The organism is Brevundimonas sp. (assembly GCF_036399195.1).
Classification (GTDB): Bacteria; Pseudomonadota; Alphaproteobacteria; order Caulobacterales; family Caulobacteraceae; genus Brevundimonas.
Window position 1 is genome coordinate 1 of sequence record NZ_DASWNO010000051.1, and the last position, 4,780, is coordinate 4,780.

Here is a 4,780-nt window from a genome sequence, read left to right on the forward strand (position 1 = left end):
GGACAAGAAGCTGCTGGCAGCCATGGCTGGCCGGACACTGTCCGATCCCGCCGTCAATCCAGTCACGGGCGCCGACCTCGGGGCGGGGCCGGGCGCGGGCAAGATGACGCCGATGGAAGAAGTAGAACCCGCATAGCCGGAAGGCGGGGGTGGGCGCGAGCTACCCCCGCCGCTGATCCCGCCACTTCCACACGCCGTAGCCCACGATCGGCGCGAACCCGCCCACCAGCGCCGCGATGAGCACCGTCCAGAAGCCGCCGCCGAGGCCGTATTCGCCGACCGCCGCCCCGATCCCGGCCGCCAGCAGCGGGCCGAGCCAGGGCAGCCAGTGAGGCGGTCTAGGCATCCACCTTGATGACGCCGCGCCGGATCTGATCCAGCTCAATGGAGTCGAACAGGGCCTGGAAATTGCCCTCGCCGAACGCCTGGTTGCCCTTGCGCTGGATGATCTCGAAGAAGATCGGCCCGAAGGTGTCCTGGGTGAAGATCTGCAGCAGCAGGCCGTCCTCGTCCGAACCGTCGATCAGGATGCGGTTCAACCGCATCCGCGCCACGTCTTCGCCGTGGTTGGGCAGGCGTTTGTCGATCAGGTCGAAATAGGTCTCGATGGTGTCCTGGAAGGGGATGCCCCGCCGCTTCATCTCCTCGACGGTCTCGAAGATGTTGTCGGTGGCGAGGGCGATGTGCTGGATGCCCTCCCCGTTGTAGCGGCGCAGGAACTCCTCGATCTGCGAGTTCTCGTCCTGGCTCTCGTTCAGCGGAATGCGGATGGCGCGGTCGGGGGCGATCATGGCCTGCGACAGCAGCCCGGTCGCCTTGCCCTTGATGTTGAAATACTTCTGCTCCTCGAAGGCGAAGACGTCGCCGTAGAAGCCGGACCAGGTCCGCATCTGGCCGCGCCGCACGTTGTGCGTCAGGTGGTCCAGGCTGAACAGGCCGACCGAGTTCTTGCGCTCGGCCTCCTCCCACCCCTCGATCTCGTCCCAGCCGTCGTAGAGCGAGCCGGCCTCGCCATACGCGTCGACGATGTAGAGCAGCGAGCCGCCGATGCCCTGCAGGACGTAGGGATAGCCGCCTCCGAGCGCGCCGCCGTCGTGCCCCTCGGCCGGCTTGGCGCCGCGCGCTGTCGCGCCTTCGAAAGCCGCTCTGGCGTCGTTGACGCGGAAGGCCATGCCGTTTGCCGAGGGACCGTGTTCCGTGGCGAACTCGGCGGCCTGTCCCTTGGGCGAGCGGTGGACCAACAGGGTGATGTCGCCCTGCTTCAGGCGGACCACGTCATTGGCCGGGTTCACATGGGTCTGGGTGAAGCCCATCAACTCCAGACGCGAGACCATGGCCGCGGGATCGGGGCCGGTGAACTCCACGAACTCGAAGCCGTCCACGCCGAGCGGGTTTTCCTTGTCGAGGCGGGCGGCCGCTTCGCTTTGCGGGGCGTCGTGCATGGCGGGTCTCCTGAGCGGGATGCGGCGTTCGTCGCCGCCTTGGGGCGGAACCTAGTGTCGGGACGGCGGGAAGCCAAGGCGGGCGGCGAGCACAGGTTCGGGAGGGGAGGCGCAGACTGCCTCTCCCTCCCCCTCCGGGGGAGGGTGGGCGAGCCGCAGGCGAGGCCGGGTGGGGACGCTTCGGCGAGACAGGCGCTTGCGTCGCCGAGCCCCTCCCACCCCGCCGTCGCTTCGCACCGGCGACCCTCCCCCGGAGGGGGAGGGAGAGGTCATTAGTCCTTATGGCCGCCCCACCACCGCATCGACCGAGCCGGTGGTCACCGGGTGATACCCCGGCCGGGCCTGCGCATAGACGCGCCGGGCGATTACCCGGCCCCAGTCGCCCTCGGCCCACAGGCTGGTGAATAGCGGCAGCACGAATTTGCGCCGGCCCATGCCGGTCAGGAACCGCTCCAGCGTCGGCACGGCGGGCTGGTAGCGGTGCTGGACCGCGATCTGCAGCCAGGCGAACAGCACTTCGGCGTTGCCCTCCTCACGGAGGTTCAACGACGCCTCCAGATCGGCGAGCTGAGCGGGCGTCAGCCAGTCCGCGCCTGCGCGCCCACCTTCCGGACGCCAGGCGAGGAAACGTTGGCGCTCCTGCGTCGACCAGCCGGCCCACGGGATCGCCGAGGCTGGGCCGCGGTCCGCGAAGAAGGCGCGGGCCGCGGCGTCCACGGGCGCGAACGCGGTCGAGACCGGCGGCTGCCAGTTCGACGGCATGCCGGGCTGATGAATCCAGGCGTCCATCATCAGGCGGCTTTCCAGCTCGGCGTCGCCGCGGATCAGGTGGGTGCGGATGTCGTCCTTGAACAGCTCGGTCGTGATCGGGCGGAAGGCGTTGCGCTCGAAATAGCCGTTCAGCCAGGCGTCGAACCGCTCGCGCCCGACGATCCGCTCGATGGTGCGCAGGAACGCGGCGCCCTTCTCATAGGCGACGTCGGTCAGGCCCTCGTCGGGGTCGCGGCCGGTGAGATCGAGCTGCAGCCGGGTGTCGGCGGGTGGCAGGTCGGCCAGCGTCGTCTGCAGATCGCCCCAGCCCAGCGACTGCAGCATCAGGGCGCGCTCCTGTCCGTACAGCGCCTCCATGATCCGGTTCTCGAAATAGACGGTGAAGCCCTCGTTGAGCCAGAAGTCGTTCCAGGTCGCATTGGTGACGAGGTTGCCCGACCAGCTGTGCGCCAGCTCGTGGGCCACCAGCGACACCAGGGACTGGTCGCCGGCGATGATGGTCGGCGTGGCGAAGGTCAGGCGCGGGTTCTCCATCCCGCCGAAGGGGAATGCCGGCGGCAGCACCAGCAGGTCGTAGCGGCCCCAGCGGTAGGGGCCGTAGAGGCGCTCGGCCACGTCGACCATGTTGGCGGTCGAGACCAGCTCGGCCCGCGCGGCTTCCAGCCGCGACGGCTCGGTGATGACGCCGGTCCGCTCGTCGATGGGGGCGAAGGCCACATCCCCGGCGGCCACCGCGATCAGATAGGGCGGCACCGGATTGGTCATGCTGAAGCGCCAGGCCTTCATGCCGGGTCCGGCGGGTTCGCCTTCGTCGGGCGACAGGGTTTGGGCGCTCATGATCACGCGCAGGGCCTCCGGCGCGACGATGCGGGCGTCCCACGTCTGACGGATGCCTGGGCTGTCCTGCGTCGGGACCCAGGTGCGCGTCAGGATCGCCTGTCCCTGGCTGAACAGATAGGGATGCTGGCCGCCCGCTGTCTGGCTGGGGCTGAGCCACTGCAGGGCCGAGGCGTCGGGACGGGTGGCGTAAGCGATGACGATGCGGCGTGTCTCGCCGGGCGCGAGCGCGGGGAAGCGCACCGTCAGCGGCTGCCCCTTGATGGCGTCGTTGGCGCCGGTCTCGAACTGCAGCGGCGCCCCCGAGGCGTCACGGACGTCCCGGATTTCGAGGTTGCGAACGTCCAGCACCACCTCGTTGGCCCCGGGCTCGCCCTGGACGTCCAGCGCGGCAGTCCCCGACAGGGTCTTCGCGGCGAAATCGGCGGCGAGGTCGAGGGAGACGTGCCTCACCCGCGCAATCTCGGGCCGGGCGTAGGAGTGGGTGTCGACGGCGTACTGCACCGGCGCATTGGCCGAGGCGGGAAGGGGCGGCATGTCCGAACGGGCGGCGGAACCGGGGGTCATGGCGCAGCCTCCAACGGCGGTCATCAGGGCGAGGGCGGAGACCAGTCCAAGCGTGCGGATCATCGGCAGTCCTTGATCGTGCGGCCTCGCGGCGACGGGTGCGCGCTTGGCCTTGTTTCGGTTTATAGCCCGGACAACGCTCCGGCTCCCCGAAAAGATCAAGTCGCGGCGGTCGCCGGACGTGGGTTGCGCGCCGTGAACAGCCGGCCTCGCTCGGCCATCAGCACGCACAGCAGCGCGACGACGCCAAGCACCACGAAGCCGACCGCCATGGGCGCGGCCGAGCCGTTGAACTGCTGGCCGATGGCGAAGCCGAGCAGCGCGCCTCCCGTGGTAGAGATGAAGCCCTGCGCCGACGAGGCCGTGCCCGCGATATGGCCCATCGGCTCCATGGCCATCGAGCCGAAATTTCCGGCGATGAAGCCGAAGCAGAACATGGTCAGGGCCTGCAGGATGGCGAAGCTCCAGATCGTCTCGTGACCGGTCAGGGCCACGGTCGCGTGGATCGCCGACATGGTGATGAAGCCCAGCAGGGCGGTGTGCGAGATCAGCCGCGACCCCAGCCGCTCCACAAGCCGCGCATTGAGCAGGGAAGCCACGGCGATGCCGCCCGCCACCACGCCGAAGACGACGGTGAACAGTTTCGGCTCATGAAAGACGTCGAAGAAGATCTGCTGGCTGGAATTGATGAAGCCGAACAGGGCGCCCGAAATGGCGGTGATGGCCAGGGTGTAGCCGATGGATTGGCGGTTGGTCAGCGCCTGGCGGAAGGCGCCCGCGATACGGGCGACCTGGATCGGCATCCGGTCGTCCGGGTGCAGGGTCTCGGGCAGACGGTTGGCCGCCCAGGTTGCGAAGGCGGCGCCGCCGACCGCCAGCACGCCGAACACCCAGGGCCAGGGCGCGACGGTCAGGATGAGCTGGCCGAGCGCCGGGGCCAGGATCGGCACGCCGAGGAAGACGAGGAAGCTCAGCGACATGACCCGCGCCATGGTGCGTCCCGAATAGCGGTCGCGGACGATCGAGACCGCCAGAACCCGCAGGGCCGCGGCGCCGACGCCCGTGCCGACCCGCGCGGCGATCAGCAGTTCGAACGTCGGCGAAAAGGCCGCCAGCACGCTGAACACGACATAGAGGCCGAGGCCGACCATCAGCACCGGCTT

The 4,780-nt window shown here is 69.2% G+C and carries 4 protein-coding genes; all 4 read right to left on the bottom strand.

All coding sequences use genetic code 11. The features are described from left to right. Positions 1 to 160: 160 nt before the first annotated feature. Entirely contained in the window at positions 161 to 346 is a 186-nt protein-coding gene (locus tag VGB60_RS02590) for a hypothetical protein (RefSeq protein WP_331036721.1), read from the bottom strand. Beyond that, complete coding sequence (hppD, locus tag VGB60_RS02595) at positions 339 to 1,442, bottom strand: 4-hydroxyphenylpyruvate dioxygenase (RefSeq protein WP_331036722.1); 1,104 nt, start codon at positions 1,440 to 1,442, stop codon at positions 339 to 341. Before hppD ends, VGB60_RS02590 begins: the two co-directional genes overlap by 8 nt. Before the next feature lie 279 nt (positions 1,443 to 1,721). Further along, positions 1,722 to 3,680, bottom strand: a complete 1,959-nt coding sequence (locus VGB60_RS02600) for a M1 family metallopeptidase (protein WP_331036723.1) — start codon at positions 3,678 to 3,680, stop codon at positions 1,722 to 1,724. A gap of 95 nt (positions 3,681 to 3,775) precedes the next feature. Continuing rightward, positions 3,776 to 4,780 (bottom strand): MFS transporter (locus VGB60_RS02605; protein ID WP_331036724.1); only part of this gene is annotated, 1,005 nt, incomplete at its 5' end.